General features: G+C 67.8%; 17 protein-coding genes. 8 read left to right on the top strand and 9 right to left on the bottom strand.

Annotated elements, in window-relative coordinates; all coding sequences use genetic code 11:
- Window positions 1-14 precede the first annotated feature (14 nt).
- Complete coding sequence (locus ACFVWG_RS39190; RefSeq protein ID WP_391548588.1) at window positions 15-611, bottom strand: RNA polymerase sigma factor; 597 nt, start codon at window positions 609-611, stop codon at window positions 15-17.
- Here ACFVWG_RS39190 and ACFVWG_RS39195 point away from each other — a divergent pair.
- Window positions 610-1,959, top strand: coding sequence for a serine/threonine-protein kinase (locus ACFVWG_RS39195; RefSeq protein ID WP_391548589.1), 1,350 nt, complete (start codon window positions 610-612; stop codon window positions 1,957-1,959). The genes ACFVWG_RS39190 and ACFVWG_RS39195 overlap by 2 nt on opposite strands.
- On the opposite strand, the gene ACFVWG_RS39200 is transcribed toward ACFVWG_RS39195, so the two are convergent.
- A complete protein-coding gene (locus ACFVWG_RS39200; protein WP_391548590.1) occupies window positions 1,941-3,110 on the bottom strand; it encodes a hypothetical protein in 1,170 nt (389 codons plus the stop codon). The two genes, ACFVWG_RS39195 and ACFVWG_RS39200, sit on opposite strands and share 19 nt — an antisense overlap.
- Window positions 3,111-3,218: 108 nt before the next feature.
- Here ACFVWG_RS39200 and ACFVWG_RS39205 point away from each other — a divergent pair, with 108 nt between their 5' ends.
- Window positions 3,219-4,664, top strand: a complete 1,446-nt coding sequence (locus tag ACFVWG_RS39205) for an alpha-amylase family protein (protein WP_391548591.1) — start codon at window positions 3,219-3,221, stop codon at window positions 4,662-4,664.
- A 39-nt stretch (window positions 4,665-4,703) separates the two neighbouring features.
- Window positions 4,704-5,867, top strand: a complete 1,164-nt coding sequence (locus ACFVWG_RS39210; RefSeq protein ID WP_391548623.1) for a serine/threonine-protein kinase — start codon at window positions 4,704-4,706, stop codon at window positions 5,865-5,867.
- 3 nt (window positions 5,868-5,870) lie between these two features.
- Here the strand turns inward: ACFVWG_RS39210 and ACFVWG_RS39215 are convergent, their stop codons facing one another.
- The 3 genes from ACFVWG_RS39215 to ACFVWG_RS39225 all read right to left on the bottom strand — a co-directional run bounded on the left by ACFVWG_RS39215 (window position 5,871) and on the right by ACFVWG_RS39225 (window position 12,205).
- On the bottom strand, window positions 5,871-7,442 hold the full coding sequence (locus ACFVWG_RS39215) for a mucoidy inhibitor MuiA family protein (RefSeq protein ID WP_391548592.1): 1,572 nt from the start codon (window positions 7,440-7,442) through the stop codon (window positions 5,871-5,873).
- Window positions 7,443-7,491: 49 nt separating this feature from the next.
- Window positions 7,492-10,830, bottom strand: a complete 3,339-nt coding sequence (locus ACFVWG_RS39220) for a S8 family serine peptidase (protein ID WP_391548593.1) — start codon at window positions 10,828-10,830, stop codon at window positions 7,492-7,494.
- 193 nt (window positions 10,831-11,023) lie between these two features.
- Window positions 11,024-12,205, bottom strand: a complete 1,182-nt coding sequence (locus ACFVWG_RS39225) for a hypothetical protein (protein ID WP_391548594.1) — start codon at window positions 12,203-12,205, stop codon at window positions 11,024-11,026.
- A 176-nt stretch (window positions 12,206-12,381) separates the two neighbouring features.
- Here ACFVWG_RS39225 and ACFVWG_RS39230 point away from each other — a divergent pair, with 176 nt between their 5' ends.
- From ACFVWG_RS39230 to ACFVWG_RS39250, 5 genes are all read left to right on the top strand, one after another.
- Window positions 12,382-12,657, top strand: coding sequence for a DUF167 domain-containing protein (locus tag ACFVWG_RS39230; RefSeq protein ID WP_391548595.1), 276 nt, complete (start codon window positions 12,382-12,384; stop codon window positions 12,655-12,657).
- A gap of 204 nt (window positions 12,658-12,861) precedes the next feature.
- A complete protein-coding gene (locus ACFVWG_RS39235) occupies window positions 12,862-14,538 on the top strand; it encodes an L-lactate permease (RefSeq protein WP_391548596.1) in 1,677 nt (558 codons plus the stop codon).
- An 868-nt stretch (window positions 14,539-15,406) separates the two neighbouring features.
- Window positions 15,407-17,134, top strand: coding sequence for a DUF222 domain-containing protein (locus ACFVWG_RS39240; protein ID WP_391548597.1), 1,728 nt, complete (start codon window positions 15,407-15,409; stop codon window positions 17,132-17,134).
- 871 nt (window positions 17,135-18,005) lie between these two features.
- Window positions 18,006-18,515, top strand: a complete 510-nt coding sequence (locus ACFVWG_RS39245) for a hypothetical protein (RefSeq protein WP_391548598.1) — start codon at window positions 18,006-18,008, stop codon at window positions 18,513-18,515.
- 7 nt (window positions 18,516-18,522) lie between these two features.
- Window positions 18,523-19,068: an RDD family protein gene (locus ACFVWG_RS39250; protein WP_391548599.1), complete on the top strand. Its 546-nt coding sequence runs from the start codon at window positions 18,523-18,525 to the stop codon at window positions 19,066-19,068.
- On the opposite strand, the gene ACFVWG_RS39255 is transcribed toward ACFVWG_RS39250, so the two are convergent.
- From ACFVWG_RS39255 to ACFVWG_RS39270, 4 genes are all read right to left on the bottom strand, one after another.
- Window positions 18,961-19,602, bottom strand: a complete 642-nt coding sequence (locus ACFVWG_RS39255) for a response regulator (RefSeq protein WP_391548624.1) — start codon at window positions 19,600-19,602, stop codon at window positions 18,961-18,963. The genes ACFVWG_RS39250 and ACFVWG_RS39255 overlap by 108 nt on opposite strands.
- A gap of 73 nt (window positions 19,603-19,675) precedes the next feature.
- A complete protein-coding gene (locus ACFVWG_RS39260) occupies window positions 19,676-20,824 on the bottom strand; it encodes a sensor histidine kinase (RefSeq protein WP_391548600.1) in 1,149 nt (382 codons plus the stop codon).
- A 59-nt stretch (window positions 20,825-20,883) separates the two neighbouring features.
- Window positions 20,884-21,138, bottom strand: a complete 255-nt coding sequence (locus ACFVWG_RS39265; protein ID WP_391548601.1) for a hypothetical protein — start codon at window positions 21,136-21,138, stop codon at window positions 20,884-20,886.
- Between the two features lie 125 nt (window positions 21,139-21,263).
- On the bottom strand, window positions 21,264-22,427 hold the full coding sequence (locus ACFVWG_RS39270; RefSeq protein WP_391548602.1) for a nitric oxide synthase oxygenase: 1,164 nt from the start codon (window positions 22,425-22,427) through the stop codon (window positions 21,264-21,266).
- Window positions 22,428-22,450: the final 23 nt, after the last annotated feature.

Below are 22,450 nucleotides of genomic sequence, written 5' to 3' on the forward strand. Positions count from 1 at the left end.
CGCAGCGTGTGAGATCAGTCCTGCCGAGGCAGCAATTGGGCCTTCAGCGAGACGCGCGCCCGGCTGATCCTGGACTTCACAGTGCCCACCGGTACGCCGACCTGGTCGGCGATCTCGTCGTAACTGAGCTCGTAGATGTCCCGAAGAACGACCGAAGTGACAGTCTCGGGCAGATCGGTCTCCAGGTGCTCCAGCGCGTCGAGCAGATCCAGCCGGGTGCCCGCCACGACGCTCGTCGTACGGGGGTCGGGGCGGTCGTACTGCGCCGGGCGATCGTCGTCGTGCCAGGTCGCCGGGTTCTCGATGGCGCGGCGCTTGAGCCGTCGGTAGGTCTCGCGGGCGGCGTTCGACGCGACCACGTGGACCCAGGTGCTGAACCGGCTGCGGCCGGAGAAGGTATCAATCTTGGTGGCGATCGCCAGCAGCGCGTCCTGACACGCATCCTCGGCATCAGCGCGATGCGGCAATACGCGCTGGCAGATCCGCATCACCTGCGGCTGCACCTGCCGGATCAACTCGTCCAGCACGGTGGAGTCCTGGGCAGCGCGCCGAGCCAGTTCGTCGAGCGCGTCCGCATCGTTCGGCATGCCGTCGACGATAATGGTCGCCATGGTTCAGCCCTCTCATTTCGGTCGCTACGCCGTGATCCGGCGGTTGGGCGGTGGTGGTTTCGCCGCGGTCTGGCTGGTCCGGGACGAGGAGCTCGACGCTCAGGTCGCGGTCAAGGTGCTGGCCGAGCACTGGGTCGACGACCTCGACGTACGGCGTCGCTTCGTCGAGGAAGGGCGGTTCCTGCGGAAGGTGGAGTCGCCGTACGTGGTGGGTGTCCATGACATCGGCACCACGGATGACGACCGGCCCTACCTGGTGCTCACCTATGCCGACCGCGGCACGTTGGCCGACCGGATCAAGGCCGGACCGCTTCCGTTGGCCGACACCGTGAGCGTGATCGAGGACGTCAGCGCGGGATTGCAGGAGCTGCACGACCGCGGCGTACTGCATCGGGATGTGAAGCCGGAGAACGTGCTCTTCCGCAGTACGCCGACCGGTGAGCGGGCCATGCTCGGTGATCTCGGTCTGGGTAAGTCGCTCGAGGCGGTTTCGCGAGTGACCATGCCAGGCGGTACGCCGGCCTACGTCGCCCCCGAGCAGGTGCGTGGCGACGTACTCGACCCACGAGCCGACCTCTATGCGCTGGCCGCGGTCACCTACGCCGCGCTCGCCGGGAAGCCGCCGTACGGGGCGACGACTCTTGCTGCGGTCCTGGCCGTTGACGGGCCGCCGGAGCCGCTGCTGGCTGTTCCGGCGGCAGTGAACGAGGTCATTCGGCGTGGGCTGAGCAAGGACCGTGATCAGCGGTGGCCCGACGTACGGTCCTTTGCCGATGCACTGCGGTCGGCTGCGGAGACCGAGGAACCGAAGCGCCGGTTCACGCTCAACCCCTGGGTGGCGGCCACGGTCGCGGCCGCGCTGCTGGGTGGTGCCAGTGGCTACCTGGGGTGGCAGTACGGCGTCCAGCGCCAGTGGGTGCAGGTGGTGGATCAACAGCAGGGCCTCTCGGTGAAGCTTCCGCGGGACTGGACGGACAATCGGGCCGGAGGCGGTTGGCGGCCCGCTGGTGCGACCAGTGATCTGCCGGCGCTGCTGGTGAGTGCAGACAACACTGCTTGGAGCGACGCCGCTCAGAAGATCCCGGGCGTCTTCGTCGGGGTGCTGCCGCAGGGGGAGCGGCCCGCGGCGAGCACGCTCCCCGGCCCGGATGGCTGTACGGCGACTCCCGTGCGGGTCGAGGATGCCGAGACCGCCACCGCGACGTACGCCGGCTGCCCGGCCGGAATGACGACGTACGAGCGGGTGCGGCAGTTCAGCGGATCGCTGGTGCGGATCCAGGTGCGAGCCGAGGACGCGGCCCAGGCTCAGCAGGTCCTCGACTCGGTGAACTACCTGCCGAGGAAGTAGGGCCGGGTGTCGTCGGTGCCCTGCTTGAGCGGAGTGGCCAGCTCGCAGGTGCCGTCCTTCGGCGCGCAGCGGGCGATCGCGGTCTTGCCGCCTTGCTCGGCCAGCACCAGGACGTGGTCGGCGTCTTCCATCACGGTCGAGATGATCGCGACCTTGGAACCGCCCGACCACTCACGGATCGGCTTGCCGGTCCGCAGGTCGAGGCCGGCGAACAGGCCGTCGCCATACCCGTCCCGGTACGCCGGTCCGCCGAGCGCGAAGGTGCTCCCGCCGAGGATCTCGTCCACGCCGTAGTCACACGTGCCCCAGGTCTTGGCCGCGGACGCGAGGTCGACGAGCGTGGTGCAGCTGCCGTCGTTGGTGGTCGAGTCGATCGAGGCCGCGAGCTCAAGGTTCGAGGAGACCGCGGAGGGCGCCGAGACGCCGTTGATCGTCTTCGGCGCGTCGTCGCCGGCGATCCACTTGTACAGCGTCTGCTTGTTGTTCTTGTTCAGCGCGCTGAAGTAGATCTCGCTGCCCTGGACGGCGTGCACGATAGGTCCGTGCTCACCGGTGCGCGGCAGCGAGTACGTCTCGCCGCTGGAGTTCTCACGCCAGACCAGCGTGAAGCGCGGCAGCTCGGTGCCATCCGCTGCGGTGGGCTGGACGGCGTACGCGCTGGTGGTGCGATCGGTGCCGGAGCGCACTGACGCAACGTTCTTGACGGTCGCGCCGCGGGTGCCCTTGGTCCAGGTGGTCAGCGAGCCGATGCCGCTGTCGTTCGGGCTGTGCAGAACGAGCGCGTCGGCGGTGCTGGCGCGGGCGACGGTCCAAACCGGGCCGTCCGAGGCCGGCAGGGTGAACTTGGTCGAGCCGAAGTGCACGGTCCGGCCGTCGAGGTACGACGTCTTCGGTGCTGCACCCTGCTTGAGCTTCGTCAGGTCGAGGGTGAGCTTGACTGCGCTGCTGCTGGGCGTGGTCCCCGGGGGCTTGCTAGGCGTCGTGGACGATTTCGACGGCGTGCTGGTGGCGCTGTTGATCGGCTTGAGGGTGCCGTCGCCCGAGGCCGCCGCGAGCGTGGGCGTCTGCTGTGCGGCGACGATCGCTCCCGCCACGACAGCGGCGACCGAAACGCTCGCCACCAGGCCGGCCAGCTTGATACTCCGATTCATCATGTCCTCCGGAAATTCGTGCTCAGTGTGTCGTACTGGAGGGCTTAGATGGGCGGCCGACACGTTCGGTTCACGACGCTGGGAACTTTTCGCTGCGAGACTGGACGGATGCCAGCCAAATTGAAGTTGGGTAAGTCACTCGCCCTAGTGCTTATCGCCGCTGGTCTGTCGGCTGGTCAGTCGACCGCGTCCGCGGTGCCGGACGGACCGCGGGACGTGATCGTCCAGTTGTTCGAGTGGAACTGGAAGTCGGTCGGCCGCGAGTGCGGTGCATTCCTCGGGCCGCACGGGTACGGCGCCGTACAGGTCTCGCCGCCGCAGGAGCACGTCGTCCTGCCGGGGCAGGGGTATCCGTGGTGGCAGGACTATCAGCCGGTCAGCTACAAGATCGACAACACCCGGCGGGGGACGCGCGCTGAGTTCGTGGCGATGGTGAACAGCTGTCATGCGGCCGGAGTGAAGGTGTACGTCGACGCTGTCATCAACCATATGACCGGTGGCTCGTCGGGTGGAGCGGGGAGTGCGGGGTCGTCGTACACGCATTACAACTACCCGGGGCTGTACCAGACGCAGGACTTCCATCACTGCGGTCGCAACGGGAACGACGACATCGTCAACTACGGCGACCGCTACGAGGTGCAGAACTGTGAGCTCGTCGATCTCGCGGACCTGGCCACCGACACGGACTACGTGCGCGGCCGGATCGCGGCGTACCTGAACGATCTGCAGTCCATCGGGGTCGACGGCTTCCGGCTGGATGCGTCGAAGCACATGCCGGCCGCGGACATCGCCGCGATCAAGGCGCGGCTGTCGCGACCGGCGTACCTGTATCAAGAGGTGATCTACGGTGCGGGGGAGCCGGTCACGCCGGACGAGTACGTCGGGAACGGTGACGTGCACGAGTTCCGTTACGGCCAGGATCTGGCCAAGATCTTCAACAACGAGCGACTCGCGTATCTGAAGACCTTCGGGTCACCACTGCCGTCGGACAAGGCCGTCGTCTTCACCGACAACCACGACACCCAACGCGGCACCGGCGTCCTTACCTTCCGCGACAACGGCCGGTACGCGCTCGCCAATGCCTTCATGTTGGCCTGGACCTACGGAACCCCCACGGTCATGTCGAGCTACGAGTACACCTCGAACGACCAGGGCCCGCCGTCCGCCGCCGACGGCCGCACCACCGACACCACCTGCTTCACCAACCGCTGGCGCTGCGAACACGAATGGCGCGTCATCGCCAACATGGTTGCCTTCCGCAACGTTGCCCGCGGCACCGCCGTCACCGAATGGTGGGACAACGGCAACGACGCGATCGCCTTCGGTCGCGGTACCAAGGGCTACCTCGTGCTGAACGACGAAGGCTCGGCCCTGACCGGTCGGAGCTTCCACACCAACCTCGCGGCGGGCGTCTACTGCGACGTCTTCCACGGCGACTTCACGCCCGGCAGTTGCACCGGCCCGACGTACACGGTTGACGCCAACGGCTGGTTCCGCGCCGACGTCGCGGCCGGGGACGGTCTGGCGCTGCATGCGGCCGCCAAAGTCAGCTGAGTACATGAGGAACCCGGTAGTGGGTACTGTCCTGCGGTGATGCGTGCAGGTGAGGTGGTCGGCGGCCGGTACCGGATCGTCGCGGCGATCGGTCGTGGCGGGATGGGCGACGTCTACCGCGCTGTCGACGAGGTCCTGCAGCGTGAAGTGGCGTTGAAGTTGGTCCGTCCCGTGCCGATGACACTGATGGCGGTCGAGCGCTTCCGGCGAGAGGCGCGGGCGATCGCACAGATCCGCGATCCACACGTCGTCGCGGCGTACGACTTCGGCGACGACGGTGAGTCGTCGTACCTGGCCATGGAGCTGAGCTGTGGTTGCTCAGTGGGGGAGGAGCTCCGAGAGAGCGGCCCCTTCGAACCGGCTCGAGCCCTGTACGTCGTACGGCAGGCTGCGGCTGGTCTGGCCGCGGCACATCGCGAGGGCGTCGTCCACCGCGACATCAAGCCCGACAATCTCCTCCTGGCCGACAACGACCTGGTCAAGATCGCCGACTTCGGCATCGCCCGCTTCCTCACCGACGCCACCACAACCATGACGTCGAGCGGCCAGATCGTCGGCACCAGCCACTTCCTGTCGCCCGAAGCAGCCCTCGGCCGTCCAGTCGGACCGCCCTCCGACATCTACGCCCTCGGCTGCGTCCTCTACCAACTGGTCACCGGCCGCCCACCCTTCACGGCCGACGAACCAGCCGCCGTCATGTACCAACACGTAGAGCGCGACCCAGTACCACCGAGCGACCTCCGCCCCGAGTTAGCGGGCCCCGTCGAAGACCTGATCCTCTGGATGCTCACCAAGGACCCCGCCGCCCGCCCCACCGCCGTACAGGTCGCCTCCGGAACCGCGCCCGCCTCCAGCCGCACGACAACAGTCCTCCCGGTGCGCAGGCGCACCCGCAAGGTCCTCATCCCCGCTGCTCTCGCAGTGTTAGCTGCCTCGGTCGGGATCGGGTTTGCTCTGCACGCTCAAGACGTCCAGGCCCCGGCCACCGACAACCTCGTTCCCTCGCAGGCGCCGTCGACTCCTGCGCACCCCAGAACGTCCCAGCCGCCGACCGCGGTCGTCGCCCGACCATCGAGCACCGTCAAGGTCGCCGCCACCGCACCCCCGCGATCCACGCCGAAGACGACCGCCGCCAAGCCGGGCAAAACCCCGAAACCCGCCAAAACCCCCAAGCCCAAAAATCCCAAGAAACCCAAGCCCTGAGAGCTACTCGCGCCAGCCCGTGAGGTGTACGGCCTTCGCGGTTTCGACGCGGAAGCCCAGGTGGATGGTGGTTTGCTGACCGGCCTCGAGGTCCAGTTGCCAGGTGAGGAGGCCTAGGTCGGTGGTTTCGGTGGGGTCGGGGGTGGCGGTGAGGGGTTTGACGGTGATGTCGTGGTCGCGGGGGACGGGGAGCTGGTCGAGGACGGTGATGTGGGCTGTGCGGGGGGTGTGGTTCTCGATCTTGGTCTCGTACTCGACTTCGCGGCGGCGGGTGGAACCGAGGGTCGCTTTGGTGGCGGTGCGGCGGGTTAGTTCGCGTTCGACGCGGATGCGGTCGTCGAGGCCGAGGGCGAGTTCTACTTCTTCGCCGGGGGCCCAGAGGGGGAGGGCGGCGGAGCCTACGAAGTCGGCGTCGTGGAAGACGGCGGCTTTGCCGGCGGGGAGGGTGTGGGTGCCGGAGTTCACGACGGTGGCTCGGAGGTGGACGTCGGTGGAGCGGACCGGAGCGGTGATGTAGTCGAGCTTGGTCTCGAGCTCGATGGCGGCGATCGTCGCGCGGTGGGCGGCGCCGTCGGCGGGTACGGCGACTGGGCGGGGCGGGGTGTAGGTGGCGGCGGTGAGGCCTTGCTCGACAGTTGCGGCGACCTCTCGGAAGGAGGCGCCGGGGGCCGGCATGCCGCCGTAGGCGGCTTCGGCGCGTCCGCCTGCCATCGCGAAGGCGGCCGGAGCGGCCGGGGCGACGGGGACCGGCGGGTGGTAACGGTCGAGGTACCAGGGATCGAGCTCGGGCACCTTCGCGTTCACCGCGGGGCGGGCGGTCGAGAGCGTGAGCTCGCACTCGGGCCAGTCCTCGCCGGTGTGCTGCGTGATCACGCCGAACCAGTTCAGCGTCAGCCGGTCCTCCGCGACGCGGACGTCGTACGTGCTCGTCCACCCGGCACCGGGGACGACATAGGAGAGCTCGATCTCCACCTCTGCCTCGTCGTCGACCGCGAGGTCGACGCCCACCGAGCGGCGATCCGGCACCCGCTGCTGGGAGACCTCGGCAAGCCGTCGCTCGACTGCAGCAAGCCGCTCCGAGGCTTCCTCCTGCTGAGCTGCGAGCTCGCGTCGCTTCGCCCGTACGGCGGTCAGCCGCACCGCCAGCGAATCCGTGAACTCGCCCAAGTCGGCGGCCTCCGAACCGGACGCGAGTGACCGGGCGAAGGTCCCACCGGCCCGCTGTCCCAACCGGCTCAGGAACGCGTCGAGCTGCGCCTGGACCTCATCGGCATCGGCGAGCTCCGCCACCTCGTTCTCGGCCGCGCGGCGCTCGCGCTCCAGCTCAGCCACCGCCGCGTCCGGCGCCTGCGCGTGATGCCGCATCGCGACGTCAACGCCCAGCACCGTGGCCGGTCCACGACCGGACACCCGGACGGAGTCCTCCTGCAACCCCAGCGGCAGCGAGTCGACGTACACGGTCTGATCGCCGGCAGGCAGCGTGAGCCGACCGCGGCGGGTGACCCGCGCGCGGTCGGGGTAGACGGCGACGGCGACGATCGGAGCATCCAGGACCAGCACAGTGAGTTCGGTCATGCCCCGACAGTAGTCCGGGCCGGATCCACGAGGACCCGGCCCGGACGCACTAGTTGACGGTGATCTTGTCGACCTCGATCGTGAGGCCCTTGACGAGTGGCGTGGAGGTCCCGGTCGTCACCGAGCCGGTTCCCTTCTGCACACCCTTGATGTTCATCGAGTACGTCATCGAACCGCCCGGCGCACCCGGCGTACTGGCGACCCGGTAGTCCTCGACCGGCGCACCGGTGATCTGGCTACCCGCCGTACCGTCCGCGTTCTCGGCGCCGACAGTCAGCCCGTACGACGGACCTGGGTCGCCCGGCAGATTCGCCTGATCGTAGGCGTAGGTGATGTCCTCGGTACCATCGACGCCGATCCATTGCTGGAACACCTTCTGGCTGGTCGTCCCGAACAGGTTCACCCGCCACTCGACGACGAGCCACGTGCTCACCCCGTCGGTCAGGGTCCCTACGTAGACACCGGGAGTTCCGTTGCCGTCCAGGTCGGTCCAGTACGGCGCGAGCACGTTGTTCGGCCGTGCCGGGTCGGGCAGGGTCTGCGGCGCGAACTGGACGTCGTCGTTGCTCGACGTTCCACCCGCGACCGTGTACCCGTTGGAGACCACGCCGAGCCGGTTGTAGGTCTGCCCGGCGAACACGTACGGCGGAACGTTGAAGTTCAGCGCCTGTTCGTCGCCGATCGGTGTCGCTGGGATGCCGAGCGAGTCCAGCGGGATGTAGCCGGCCAGCGATCCCGGCCCGATCACCGGTTTGTCGGGCTGGCGGGCGGCCAGCGTCGCTGTCTTGGTCGCGATCTGGGTACCGATCTTGGTCGCACCCGTCACGCTGTTGAGCCGCAGCTGCGAGCTCAGCGTGCTGAGCGCAGTCACGTCCGTGGTCTGCAGACTGTTGTTCTGCACGGTCACGGTGCAGGTCGACTGACCGGTGTTCCGGGCGATCGTGCTCGGCGTACAGGTCTGGTCGATCGGCACGATGCCTTCCTGGCGGAAGAACGCGACCGGCAGGTGCAGGGCACGGTTGCCGCCGGCCTGCTTCAGGTTGACCTGGCCGAAGTACTGGCCGTCGGGCAGGTCAGGTGCGGTGATCGCAATCGTCAGCTTCTGCGTCTTACCGGGCTTCACAGAGAACCCGCCCGGTATCACGGTGATGTTCGCGCCGGCGACGGTCGTCCCGCTGGCGGTGAAGTTGAGCGTCTGGTTCGTGACGTTCTTGACGATCCGCGTGGCCGTGATCAGGCCCGGCATGGTGGGTGCGTTGACCGACGGCAGGTTGAGGTCGATCCGGTTCAAGGAATCCGCTGCTGCGGCTGCGTAGTTCGCAGCGGTCTCATCCATCGTCAGACCGGGGTCGCCGGCCTTGGTCAGGTCGATGCGGCCGCCGCCGTAGTCGAACGGGTCGGCCTGCGTGGTCCGGTCGGGCTTCTTGACCGTCGTCTTGCCGGTGGTCTCCAGCGCGGACTTGACCTGGCCGGGTGTCCACGACGGGTGCAGCGCGAACAGGAGTGCGGCCGCGCCGGCGACGTGCGGCGAAGACATCGACGTACCGGCGATCACCTGGTACAGATTCCCAGGCGGTCCTTCGGTCGGGGACTCGGGAGTCGGCGTCTGGCCGGCAAGGATGTGCAGACCGGGCGCGGTGACGTCCGGCTTGAGGAAGTCACCACCAGGACCACGCGACGAGAACGACGTCATCACGTCGCCCTGCCAGGTGGTCTTCGTGCCCTGCGTGAACGTCGCGGTGGTCCCCGGGTGCGCCGCGAGGAACGCAAGCAGCACGTCCGCATCGGGCTTCTCGAGCTGCGCGGCCGGCAGCCAGTGGTTGTCGGTGAAGGTGTCGGACGGGAACGTCGCGTTGTACATCAGCATGCCGACAGCGCCGCCCTGCTTGACGTTGAAGCCCTTCATCACCCGGCCCGGCGTGAACCGACAGGCCACGATCTTGCCGGCGAAGACGCCCGCAGGCGCCGGAGTGTTGCACGTCGCGTCGCTGTAACCAGGCGAAGACCCAGCCAGTACGACGGGAGTCGGCGTACTGATTCCCGGCGTGATCGAGATGCCGGAGACCGTGGCAGTCGCACCACCATCGGCCAACGTGATCGTCGAACGGAAGGTCCGGCTCTGGGTCGAGGCCGCAACCGTGGTCACCCACGGGCTGCGGTGATCAGTGGTGTTCGCACCCGGACCGGAGTTGCCGGCCGAGGCGGCGACGAACACGCCAGCCGCATACGCGTCGAGGAACGCGAGCTCGACCGGGTCGCTGTACGGATCGCTACCGCCGGAGATCGAGAAGTTGATCACCCGGACGCCATCCAGGATGGCGCGCGCAACGGCCGCCGCCGAGTCGGACGGGAAGCAGCCCCCGGCGCCACAGACCTTGTAGACCGAGATCGCCGCGGCCGGAGCAATGCCGCGGATCGCGCCGCGATCGATACCCAGCGGGTTCGCGTGCGCGACCGGTCCACCGGCCGACGTCGTCGACGTGTGCGTGCCGTGACCGTTGGAGTCGCGGGCGGAGTTGGGGTAGGTGTCGCCGCCGATGACCGCGTTGTAGGTGTCGAGGAACGGCCGGCCGCCGATCAGCTTGCGGTTACACACGAACGGATCGCTCGCCGGGGTCAGCGGGTTGTCGCCGAAGTTGCACACGCGCGGCGTGCCGTCGGCGGTCGCCGGAGGCGCGGGCAGAGTGCCAGGATCGGCGTACGACGGATGCTCCGGCCACGAGCCGGTGTCGAGGATGCCGACGATCACGCCCTTCCCCGACGACGCCGAGCCGCCGAGCTGGTTGTAGATCGTCGGGGCGCCGATGAACTCGCCGCTCGAATCCGTCAGCAGTTGCTGGGGATTGTCCTGCTGGACCGCGGCCACGCCGGGGAGCTTCAGCAGATCACGGGCCTGGTTCGCCGGCACGCTGAGCGCGAGACCGCCGTACACGGTGCGCAGTCTCTGGCCGGCCCGGGCGCTCGGAAGCTTGCTCTGCAAGGCGTTGAGGAAGTCGTTCTCGATCGTGGTGACATGCTTGAGGTACTTGGTGGCGTTCGCGCCCTTGGGATCCAGGCGCTTGCCGGTGACCGCCGGGCTGGTGCCGGGCAGGCCCTTCAGGCCGCCGCGGTACGCGGCGAGCGAGTCGTAGTCGAGCTTGACGACCACGCGGACCTGTTTGGCCGACGTACTGTTGATCAGCGCGGGATCGCTCTTGGCGAGCTGACCGCTCGGCGACTTGGCCCCGTTGACCGTGCTGGCGACCTGCAGCGGAGTCGCGGTCCAGGTCCGGCCGCCAGGTGGTGGGTCGGCCGCTACGGCTCCGGATGGTGACAACGTGGCGGCGAACAACAGACCGGCGGACAATCCGGCCGTGACGGTGCGTCTTCTGTGAACTGGTGACCTCATGCGGTGGCCTCCCGTGAATGACGCCGACACCGCGGGCAATGCACAGCGGACCCCCAGGCCGCCGCGCCCCGAGCCCCCCTCGGTACGGCGTACCGGCCGGCACCCCCACGGTGCCTGCCTGAGCCGAATCTAAGCCCTAACGCAGTCATCGGGAAGTGCAGGCCGGCGCTGACCTTTCAGCCGGTCATCAGGGTCAGGGGATGCTGACGCCGAAGTCGCGGTTGGCGGTGGCGAAGTCCTGGAAGCCGATGCGGGCACCGGCGGTGCGGGTGGTGGTGCCGTTGGCGATCAGGCCGGCGTCACCGTAGGAGTACATCGGACCGCCGGAGTCGCCGCCGCGGGCAGCGGGCTGGCCGTCCATCTGCTCGCCCTCGACGAGGTCTTCGCGGTCGTTGTAGAAGAACAGGACCTTGATGTTGCAGACCGGTCCGCCGATCTCGCCGGCGCTGGTCTGGCCGCCCTGGCAGAGGAACTGGCCGACGTAGACGTGACCCCAGTAGGGGGCGTTCTGGACAAGGTTGTCAGTGCTGTTGCCGACGTACAGCTGGAAGTCGACGGCGTTGGTCGGGATCAGCGCGATGTCGTGGTCGGCGTTCTTGGCGCCCATGGTGCCGATGAACTCACCTTGCCGGTCGGCGAACACCTGACCCGGCGAACCACAGTGGCCGGCCGTGAGGATGTACGGGCGGCCCTGGGCATCCTTCACGCCGAAGCCCGTCGTACAGATGGCACCGGCGGACTGGTTCCACAGCCCAGCACCACCGATCCACGGCGACCAGTCGTCATCGCGTGATGTCGGCTTCAGCGGCGCTTCCGCCACAACCCGCACCGGTACGCCGGTGCGCTGCTGCAGCGTCTGCCCCAGCGCGCCGGCCGCCTTCTGGTACGACGGGCTGACGCCCAGCACCAGGCCGCTGCCGTCGCCCGGGTTCTTGATCGCGTCGATGCCATTGCTGGGGTTCTGTTGCTGCCACGCCTCGATCGACTTGGCAGCCTGATCGAGTTCGGCTTGAGAATGGACGGCGCTGGCGATCCGCACGGGCGCAGTGCGTCCGGCGGACACGACCGCCTGCCGGATCCGGTCCGGCGGCGTCCCTTTCCACCAGAGCACCACGGAGTCCTCGGTCAGCACGAGACCGGCGAACCCGGGCAGCCCGGCCTTCTCGGCGACGGCGGCCACTTGGTCAGCGGCCTCGACCAGCGGCCGTTGCGCCAGCATCTGGCGCTCGGCCGGAGTCATCGTCTGGGCGACGGTTCTCGCCGGCGACGGGGTGTACTCGGCGGCTTGGGACGGCCCGGTGGTCAAGGCGGTCAGGAGGGCGACAGCGGTGATGGCGATACCCGCTGCACGAACACGATCAGGTGATCTGCGCATAGCAAGTCCTCACACTTGGGGCGGTGTGCGGCCCACTGTGATCAGTCCGCTACAGACTGTCAATACATCGTTGTCATCCTGCCCTGGCCGGTACCGGCCGTTGCCCTTTTTGCCTAGTTCTTGACGACTTCGCGCGAGAATTGCCCCATGGACCTCACTAACTGGCTGACCGCTTGATGCGCGTTCTGTTGCGGGTCAAGCCGGGCGCTTCCCGGACTGCTGTCGGCGGCCGGTACGACGGTCCGTCGGGTCCGGCATTGGTTGTCGCGGTGGCCGCTCGCGCGGTCGAGGGGCAGGCGACGAAGGCCGTGCTCGAAGCGGTCGCCACCGCCTTCGACGTACGGCGCTCGGCCGTCACCCTCGTGCGCGGCGCGACCAGCCGGGACAAGCTGGTCGAGCTCGACGGTGACGATGTGGCACTGCAGGCGAGGCTGGCCGAACTACTCGGCTGATCCGTGGAACTCTTCGGGTGTTTGTGCCAGAAATCCCTGTCTGTGCTGGGCGAACTCCGCTTGGCGATGGACCTTCAGAGGGTGGAGTTCCATCCCCGGGATCGCCCCAGTAAGCGTTTGCCGAAAACTCTTCCCAGCCAGAGATCGGAGGTGTTAGCGTCCCCTCGCTGTGCGTGAGGACGCGCTCTGACTGGGGAGGACGCCATGGGCTGGATTCAGGATTATCAGCCGGCCGGACCGTTGTGGCTGTCGGCGTTGCTGGCCGCGTTGCCGGTGTTCGTCCTGCTGATCGCCCTCGGCATCGTCCGGCTCTCGGCGCCGGTCTCGGCCGCCTTGTCGTTGCTCACGGCACTGATTGTTGCTCTGGTCATCTACGGGATGCCGGTCAAGCTGGCCTTCGATTCGGCCGCGATGGGTGTCGTGTTCGGAGTGTGGTCGGTGGCCTGGATCGCCTTCCATGCCGTGTACTTCCACAACGTCACCGTGGCGACCGGCCGGTTCGAACAGATCAAGGCCGTGCTGGCCGGGTTCAGCGAGGACCGCAGACTCCAGGCGTTGCTGATCGCCTTCGGATTCGGTGCATTGCTGGAAGGCGTTGCTGGTGGCGGATCGCCGATCGCGATCACCGCCGCGATGATGGCGGCGCTCGGGTTCCCGCCGATCCGCGCAGTGGTGCTGGCGCTGCTGGCCAACACTGCACCGGTGGCCTTCGGTGGTCTCGGCAACCCGCTCATCGTGCTCGGCCGACTGACCGCGCCGATCCTTGGCATGGAGCAGGGACAGGCCACTGACTTGTACTCCGCCATGGTGGGTCGGCAGGTTCCCTTCCTCGCGCTGATCGTGCCTGCGTTCCTGGTGATCGTCATGGCTGGTTGGAAGCGGATGCTCGAGGTGTGGCCCGCCGTACTGACGACAGGCTTCACATTCGCCCTCATGCAGTACGTGACATCGAACTTCATCAGCCCGAGCCTCGTCGACGTGATCGCGGCACTCGCGGCGATGGGTTCACTCTGGGCCCTCACGCGCTTCTGGCAGCCTGCCACCGTCTGGCGCTTCGACAACGAGTCTGAGCCCACCCAGGAAACAGTCACCCCGCAAACCGGCGCGCTGCACGCATGGACGCCGTACGTGATCCTGATCGTCGCGATCTTCCTGTCCCGGATCGGCTCGATCATCAAGGGCCTGCCGACCTGGCTCGACCTCAGCGCCGTGCTGCACAAGGCCGACTGGAAGTTCAACTGGCCAGGCCTGCACAACCACGTCATCCAACACGCGCCGATCACCCCCAAAGACACCCCGTACGCCGCGACTCTGACCATCGACTGGCTGTTCTCACCAGGCACGGTCGCCCTGATCGCCGCGATCATCGCCGGCCTCGCCATGAGCGCCGGCCCCGGACTCCTGGTCGCCACCTACCGCAAAACGCTGTACCAGATGCGCTGGGCCTTGCTGACGATCTTCATGATCCTCGGCATCGCCTTCGTCATGAACTACTCCGGCGCCACCCAAACCCTCGGCCTCGCCCTGGCCACGACCGGCGTACTGTTCCCGCTCTTCTCGGCGTACATCGGCTGGCTCGGCGTCTTCCTGACCGGCTCCGACGCCTCAGCCAACAGCCTCTTCGGCCCCATGCAGGTCATCTCCGCCCAGCAACTGCACATCAGCCCGATCCTCGCCGGCGCCACCAACACCGCCGGCGGCGTCATGGCCAAAATGATCTCCCCCCAGAACCTGGCCATCGGCGCCACCGCCATCGGCCAAGGCGGCAAAGAAGGCCAGCTCCTCCGCATGACCTTCTGGTGGTCAGTCATCCTCGCCTTCGTCGTAGGCCTGATAGCCCTCCTCCAAGCCACCGTCCTCACCTGGATGATCCCCGGCTGACCGCCGGTCGAGGCTGTGTAGGTGATGCCCGAGGTTTGCGCTACGGGTGAGATTTTCGGGTCCAGGCGACGAAAAACTCACCACTAACGCGCCCAGCAGCCACCCGTCTGCTCGGGGTGGATGACTGGCCGCGTGTCGGGGGTGTGCACCCCCTGTGGTGGGCGTGAACAAGCTATGACCTGTCCACACTCACCATTTCTTGTTCAAGCCCCCGGTGGTTGGCGCGGCTCGGCCGCCTGGCGGCGGTCGACTGAAGCCTTCGGGCGCGGCGGGTAGCTGGCTGAGGGGGATGGTGCGGTCGGCGACCAGGCTGGGCGTTGCCTGAGCTTCCGGGCTGTGGCTAAGGCACGGGACGCTCAGACCTTTGCGCTACGGGTGAGTTCTTCAGGTCCAGGCGACGAAAAACTCACCAGTAACGCACCCAGCAGCCACCCGTCTGTTCGGCTGGACGACTGGCCGCGTGTCGAGGGGTGCACCCCCTGTGGGGGGCGTGAACAAGCTATGACCTGTCCACACTCACCATTTCTTGTTCAAGCCCCCGGTGGTTGGCGCGGCTCGGCCGCCGATGGCGGCGGCCACTGAAGCCTTCGGGCGCGGCAGGTAGCTGGCTGAGGGGGATGGTGCGGTCGGCGACCTGGCTGGGCGTTGCCTGGGCTTCCGGGCTGTGGCTGAGGTACGTGATGTTCGAGGGGTCTTGCGCTAATTGGTGACTTTTCGGGTCCAGGTGACGAAAAAGTACCGGATAACGTCATGGGCAGGTGTGGGCAAGTTGAACGGGCAATCAGCCCACAAAACTGCCCACACATCCGTTGTAAATAAGGGCTTCTCGGCTCGGAAACTGTCGGTGGGCGTGGCTATGCTTTTCGGTATGGAGATCTTGGCGATGCGCCCGGTGTGCATGCAGAGTGGCAGCGAACTGCTGACCAACCTCGACAACGTGCACGCCGCCAAGGCCCTGCTGAACACCTATGAACTGCAGCTCACGGGGCGGCTGGACGAGATGGGCACCGCCCAAGAACTCGGCGCCCGCGACACCGTCGAACTCGTGTCACAGCGGTACCGGCTCAACCCCGGCGACGTCCGCAAAGACCTCAAGTTCTCTGGCGCCCTCGGCAAGTACCCGGCCGTGGTGGACGCGCTGCCCGACCCCACCGACCCGGCCCATCCGGCGGTCCTGGATCCTGCGCTGGCCAAGGTGATCGTCACGACCCTGGAGAAGGCACCCGCCTCGGTCCCGGTCGACGTACTCGAGGTCGCCGAACAGCAGATGGTCAATGCTGCCCGGATCTCCAACCCGCGCGAACTCACCAAGTTCGGTCAGGAGGTCCTGGCGCGACTGGACACCGACGGTGCTGAACCCGCCGAGGACGAGGCCCGTGCGAAAGAATCGCTGCGGGTGCGGCAGGTCGACGGCGGGGTCAAGTTCTCGGGGTTCGTGGCCGGTGCCAGCGGCGAACAGTTGCTCACCCAGATCCACGCCGGCGCCAAACCGCACAAGACGATCGACGGAGAACGCGACCCGCGGCCGCTGGAGGTTCGCCAGGTCGACTCCTTCAAGGGGATCCTGGACGCCGCCGCAGGCAACCCGGACCATCCGGGAGTACCCCACATCACCGTCACCATCGACTTCAACGACCTCAAAACCCACCTCGGCACAGTCACCGAAGCCGCCGCCACCAACACCCCCGCACCCACCCCGACCGGCGGGACCGGGTCGACAAGTGCGCCCGGTCCGACTGGTACACCCAGCACAACCGACAGCGCGAACGCGGCCGGTACGTCGCATAGGCCCGGCACGCCCAACACGACAGCTGAGGCGGGCGCGACCGGTACGACGGACCCGGTCGGCATGGCCGGCACGACGGGCGCAGTCGGTTCACCGGATGGTGTGGGTGCGCTCGGATCGTCGGGTGCGGTCGGTGAAATGGTGTTCGGAGGCAACCTGTCCGCCTCAGCGGTGCGGCTGCTGGCCTGTGACGCCGCGATCCTGCCCATCGTTCTCGGCGGCGACTCCCAGCCGCTGGATGTCGGCACCGAGCAACGGTTCGTGAACAGATACCTCCGCCGGGCCTTGAACAAACGCGACAAAGGCTGCGTCGTGTGCAAGGCACCACCGTGGATGTGCCACGCCCACCACCTGATCCACTGGGCCGACGGCGGCCCCACCAGCCTCCACAACCTCGCCCTGCTCTGCGCCGCCCACCACCGCGCCGTCCACAACGGCCAATGGGCCATCTCCATCACCAGCGACGGGGTAGTCGAGGTGACACGTCCAGCCTGGGCCGACCCACCCCTAACCGCCCCCGCTGACCTGGCCGCGGTCTTTGCCTGGGCCACCCCTGCCCACAGTCACAACAACAACGACCCCACCGCGAACAGCGCGAGCGCCAGCACGGGCAGCGCCGATGCCCGTGTGGGCAGGCCCGGTGTTAGTAGCAACCCGGTGCACTGGCCGCCCGACCGGCTCCCCACCGCCAGTACCGTGCCCGACCCGGAGTTGGCCGCTGCCCGCGAAGCCTTCCGAGAGCGGCTGATCTCGCTGACTCCCAATTACCGTGATCCCTGGGCCGATGCCAGTCCCGCAGCGGCAACGTAAACCACACCCGCCCCGGTCACTGCCCGCCCACCACCTCGCGGAACCCTCAGCCACGCCCGCGTGGCTGACCCCTGTAGGTCACGACCCGGAACCCACTGCGGGGCCGGGTCAGGCGGCGACTGCGACTGCAGTGGCCACCGGCTGCGGACGCGGGCTGCGGCGTACGGGAGTTGGAGCGCGCGACCGACGGGAGCTGGCGGACCAGTCCGTGTACAGGTGGACCTGGGTGTACTGGACCGAAGCGCGCCGGGGTGGAGAGATGTCCGCTGGCTCGTGGGGTGCCCCGCAGAGGCGGGGTGGTTAGGGGCCGCCGTCGGCGTCACTGGGGCGGACACCGCGCTAACGTCCGAAAACTCGCCGGGCGTCGTCGCCGATTCCTCGGACGTTGATGGTCAGTACGGGGTTGTAGGCGAGCGCTGTTGCAAGGCGGCGTCTGTCCCGAGGCGCAACCACAGCCCGCGAGCCCGAGGCAACGCGAAGCCGGTCGCCGACCGCACCGCCCACCTCAGCCACGGCGTCGCCCAGCCATCCGTCTTTGATCGGCCGCAGCAGACCTCAGCCACAAGCAGACGTTGCTGGCCGAGTCGCTTACCCCAGCGGTCGTGCCACCCGACCGCCAAACGGCCTCGACTGAACCTCCGAGCCAAGCCGGTGAAGGTGGTGGCGCCTCAGGCAGGTTGAGTGCTTGGGGGAATTCGGGCGGATGTCGCGTTAGCGTCCGAAGACTCGCGGGGCGTGGTCGGCGATTCCTCGGACGTTAGTCGGTCAGCAAGCCGTGGGGGCAGCGCCTCAACTTGCAGGTTGTTGCAGGTTCTCCGACTGGCAGCTGGGGGTATCGACCTGGCAAGCTGCACCGGTCGGAGGGGGAGAGATGCAGAAGTTCCTGTTGCGTGCGCCGAGTTGGGTGATCGCGCTGCTGTTCGGTGGGCTGTTCGCCCTGATGTGCGTCGTCGTCGGCGCGTTCGATGACGAGTCTTGGCGCTTCATGACAATCATGGCGGTCGCTGGTGGGGTGATCCTGGGTCCGTTGATTGCGTTGGCGACCCGGAAGCAGCGTCGCGAGCAGTTGCAGGCTTTCGAGCAGGTGCCGGAGGAGGAGTGGAAGCAGGTACGGCGGGCCGCGTGGAAGGGGCCGGTGCCGAGCGATCCGCGGATCCGGGCGGCCGCGCTCGAGCTCACGACGAAGTTCTACACCCGGGCGCACCGCCTCCGGTGGCTGTTCTTCATCGTGTTCGGTCTGAACCTCGTGCTCCAGATCGTGTCGTTGGCGTTCGGAGGCAGTCGCTGGACCATCGTCACGATCGTCTGCTTCGCGATCGTGATCGTCCTGCAGTGGTACAACCTTCGCCGCGCGAAAGCGCGGATCGAGCTGCTGCGATGATGGGGGCATGGTTGCCGAGAAGCAGGCAGGGACCGCGTCCGTCGGGCGGCGGGTGGTGCAGGGGCTGATCGACCGGTTGTTGTCGGTGGCAACGGGATTCGTGCTGGCCATCCCGGTGGTGATCGTGTTGCAGAAGCTGGGTGTGGCGGCGGATCCGGTCGCTCAGGCGGCTGCGGGGACGTGGGTCGGCGGGCTTGTGGTGGCGGCAGTCCTGAACGAGGTCGTCCTGCCATCGCGGACCGGCGGTTCCACGCTGGGGATGCGGATGACGCGGTTGAAGGTGATCCGGCTCGACGGGTCGGCACCGGGCGTCACGCACTACCTGATCCGGTATGTGCTCTGGGTGGTGGACGGGCTGGTCTGGGCCGTCGTCGCGCTCGTGGTGATCTTGTGTACGCCGCACCGGCAGCGGGTGGGTGATCTCGCGGCCGGCACGATTGTGGTGTCAGCCGACGAGGTGGTTCTCCCAGGCCCAGATGGCGAGCTCGGTGCGGTTGCGCAGACCGAGCTTGCGCTGGGCGCTCGCGAGGTGCGACTTGACGGTCGAGAGTGAGACGACCAGTTCGTCGCTGATCTCGTTGTTGGTGCGACCGCGGGCTACAGCCCGTACGACGTCGGCCTCCCGCTCGGTGAGCGGATGGGCGGCCGGTTCGATCGGTGCCGAGCGGGTGAAGTGTTCGAGCAGCCGGGTCGTGACCGACGGTGAGACCAGGGACTCTCCGTGCGCCGCTGCCTCGACCGCCTCGATGAGCAGGCCGGGGCCGGCGTCCTTGACCAGGAATCCACAGGCGCCGGCGCGCAGAGCGGCGTACACGTTCTCGTCGATGTCGTAGGTGGTGACGACTACCACGCGCAGCGGCTCGACGACCTCGGGACCGGCGAGCAGCCTGGTCGCCTGCAGGCCGTCGATGAGCGGCATCCGGATGTCCATCAGTACGACGTCCGGCCGCAGCTCCCGGGCGACCCGGACGGCCTCCTCGCCGTCGGCTGCCTCGCCCACGACCTCGTTGCCCGCCGACTCGAGGATCAGCCGGAATCCCCGCCGTACCATCGCCTGGTCGTCGGCCAAGACCACCCGCACCATCAGCTCTCCCATCCAACCTGCACGACTATCCGACCGGCTCGACTAGCCAACCGGCTCGACTATCCGACCGGCTCAACTATCCGACCGGCAGGGAAGCGACGACCTGCCACTGATCGCCGTCGACCGGACCGGCTGTCAACGTACCGCCGATCCGCTCCGCGCGTTCGGTCATGCCGGTCAAGCCGTACCCGTTTCCGCGCACAGCATCCGCCATCAGCTGGTTGACGACCCGAACCACCAACACGCGAAGCACTCCACGAGTCTCGACGGCCGCCTCGATGACGATCGCCGACTCCGGTACGGCGTACCGGCGGGCGTTGGTGACCGCCTCGACCACGATCCGGTGTGCGGCGTCGACGACCGGCTTCGGCAGCCGGAGATCCGCGGCGTGGATGCGGATCCGCGGGTCGACCCCACGTGCGTCGACCAGCCGCGGGACGAGCGCGACGCCGTCCGTAGCGTCGGCCTCCGGGTCGGTGCGCAGCATGCCGACGACCCGGCGCATCTCGGTCAGCGCCTCGAGACCCGCCTGCTCGATCTCGGCGTACACCTCGGTGTCGACATCCTTGCCCGCGGCAACTCGTGCACCTTGGGCGAGGACCGTCATACCGGTCACGTGGTGGGCGACGAAGTCGTGGAGTTCGCGCGCGAGCGCCAGCCGTTCGGAGCTGCGCGCGGTCTCGGCGGCAGCCTCGGCCCGGCCGGTCGCGTCGCGCAACACGAGCCCGGTGCCGACACTGCCACCCCACAACAGCGCAGCCGGTACGGCGAGCAGCGCCCACGAGGTGGTCGGTCCGAACCGAAGCAGGGGAGCGGTGGTCATCGCAACCCCGCTGAGCAGGACGAGCGGAACGATCGTGCGTGCCGCCGCGCGATGGCAGGCTGCACCGCAGAGGATCGCGAGCGCGAGCACTTCGGTCACCGGCGGCTGGGCCCGAATCGATTCGCCGAGCTGATCCGCCAGCACAGTGAGCGCGGTGACGAGCAACGACGCCCCGGCGACAATTGCCGTCAGCAACTTCACCCGATCGAAGCGACGACGCAGTACGGCGAGTGCTGCCGCGCCGAGCCCGATCGCCGGCGTGAGCGCGGTGAACAACCCCGCCAGCAGGCCGGGCTGCGCCGGCGGCGTCACCAGCACGATCACTGTGTCCGCCGCGATGGCCAGTGCCAAGGCGACGATCTCCAGGATCATCGGAGTCCGCGGGTTCACGAACACCAGCATGCCTGCTCCCCCCAGGCCCCGGCGAACGCCACCACGCACCGCCGGGGCCGTTCCGGACATCAGCCCTGCTGGTTGCGCCGACGGAGCAACTTCTTCAGCCCGAACGCCGACTGGAACAGCATCACCAGCCCGCAGACCGCGATGATGGCGAACAACACCGTCTGGCCGGTGCCGAGCCCGCCCCGCGTCAGCTCCACCCCGCTCCAGACCAGCAGCAGCCCAGCCGCCGCCAGGGTGAGATATCCCGTGCCGAGGTTCCTCGGCGTGAATTGGTACCAGGGCTCGTCGGCGGGCCAGGTCGGTTTCTCGTTCATGGTTCCTCCTTGTCGTTACTCACGACGCTAAGCGTGCTCAGCGCCGCGCGACTCGACCACCAGAACGAACCTGCCCGACCCACCTAGTACTTCTGGCCACCCTCCTAGGTCAGCCCCAGCACGGTTCAGCGGAAGGCGGGCGGCCCGCCGTACAAGGCTCTGCGGGCGGCATCGGGATCGGCGAAGAAGTTCGGGACCTGATCCTCCGTGTCGTAGTGGCGATGGAAGACCGGTGTCTGTGAGCCGGAGACCGGCGGCACGATCCAGGTCCAGTCGGCCGGACATTTCCGGCCTGCTCGCTCCTCCCGCTCGAGGTGGACCAGGAACCGGCGGGACTCGGTGTGGTGATCAGTGATGCTCACACCGTTTGCCTGGAAGGAGTGCAGCACAGCGCGGTTGAGCTCGATCAAGGCCCGGTCCCGCCACAGCGTTGCTTCGCTCGAGGTGTCGAGACCCATGCGCGCTGCGACCTCAGGGACCAACGCATAGCGGTCGCTGTCGCCAAGGTTGCGGGCGCCGATCTCGGTTCCCATGTACCAACCGTTGAAGGGCGCAGCCGGGTAAGAGACACCGCCGATGTCGAGGCGGTTGTTGCTGATCACCGGTACGGCGTGCCACCGCAGCCCGAGGTCGGCGAACCACGCAAGCTCGGGATGCTCGAGCGCAACCTCGTGCACGGCGGACCCGGGCAACTGGAACAGCCGTGGTCCCTCCTCGACCGTCTCCACCACGAGGGGGAGTACGTCGAACGATCCCGGCCGATCGGGCGGTTGCCAGCCGCGCTGGATGAGCTCGCTGGTGAACTCCCGATAGCGCGGGTCGCCGACGACATGACCGTCCGGAAGGTCATAACCGGCGTACCGGATCAGTTGCTCGTTCCAGATCCGGGGGGCCGGCCGCGTCGGCGTCTCGGGAGCGAACACGCTGATCATCGGCCGGATCTTCCCGCCGTTGTGGGCGGTGCGCAGATGGTCGAAGCAGTGCGCGGCGACGGTCCCGGCATCGGAGACCGCCCGCAGGTCGCGGACCTGCAGGCTTTGCCAGTAGAGCCTGCCGATACAGCGCGCGTTGTTGCGCCAGGCGACCCGTGCGCCGAAGACCAGCTCTTCCGGCGTCTGCCAGTAGGTCCCGGTTCGCTCGATCTCGCGCATCACCGCGACGATCCGCGGTCCCAGTGACTCGGCCGGGTGCGTCTCGGCCTGGAAGAGCAGCAGGAACTCTTCGGCCGCGGCCTGAACCAGTGCGATGTCGGCGCTGTCGAGGCGTGGTTCGGGAGCGGGCCGGGGCACGGCGTGATCGCGCCTCGCCCGGA

It is taken from the genome of Kribbella sp. NPDC058245 (assembly GCF_042882005.1).
In the GTDB taxonomy this organism is placed as follows: Bacteria; Actinomycetota; Actinomycetes; order Propionibacteriales; family Kribbellaceae; genus Kribbella.